Below are 742 nucleotides of genomic sequence, written 5' to 3' on the forward strand. Positions count from 1 at the left end.
AGCTGGAAACCGCTGGCGTGCTCAAGGGCGGTCGCAAGTTCTGGGCGCTGGCGCGAACTGGCCAGGGTGCAGCGATCAAAGGTAACGACCAGGTGAATGGCTACCTGCTGTTGGCCACTTCCTGCGACGGCACCCTGGCCACCACAGCAACGCCCACCACCATCCGCGTAGTTTGCAACAACACCCTGACCATCGCCCTGGACGGCACCAGCCGTGCGATCAAGGTGCCGCACAGCACACGCTTCGATGGCGATCTGGTGAAGAAGCAGCTCGGTATCGCCGTCTCGCAATGGGATGACTTCATGTACCGCATGCGCCACCTGGCTGAACGCAAGGTGCAGTGGCATGAGGCACTGGGCTTCTTTATGAACGTGATGTGCGACACAAGCCCGACTGGCGCACTGCCGGAGCAACTGCCCAACGAACGCGCTCTGCGCAAAGTGCAGGAGCTGTACGAAGGTCGTGGTCGCGGCAGCCAGCTGGACTCGGCACGCGGCACCGCCTGGGGCTTGCTCAATGCCGTGACCGAGTACGTCGATCACGAACGCCGGGCACGCAGCACGGAATACCGCCTCGACTCTGCCTGGTTCGGCCAAGGTGCCCAGATCAAGCAACGCGCTCTGGATACTGCCCTGCAACTGGTCGCCTGACCTTTTTACCTACTCCACCCCATAACGCCCGACCCGCTTCGTTGCAGGTCGGGCGTTTCTATTTCTGCAAGGTGAACGCTATGAAAGCCACT

General features: G+C 61.6%; 1 protein-coding gene. It reads left to right on the forward strand.

What is annotated here, in order from left to right; all coding sequences use genetic code 11:
• Positions 1-650: DUF932 domain-containing protein (locus P7A97_RS20510; protein WP_277692345.1), on the forward strand; the 650-nt coding region annotated here is incomplete at its 5' end.
• Between the last annotated feature and the right edge of the window lie 92 nt (positions 651-742).

The sequence above is a fragment of the Pseudomonas sp. GOM6 genome, assembly GCF_029537485.1.
Taxonomy (GTDB): Bacteria; Pseudomonadota; Gammaproteobacteria; order Pseudomonadales; family Pseudomonadaceae; genus Aquipseudomonas.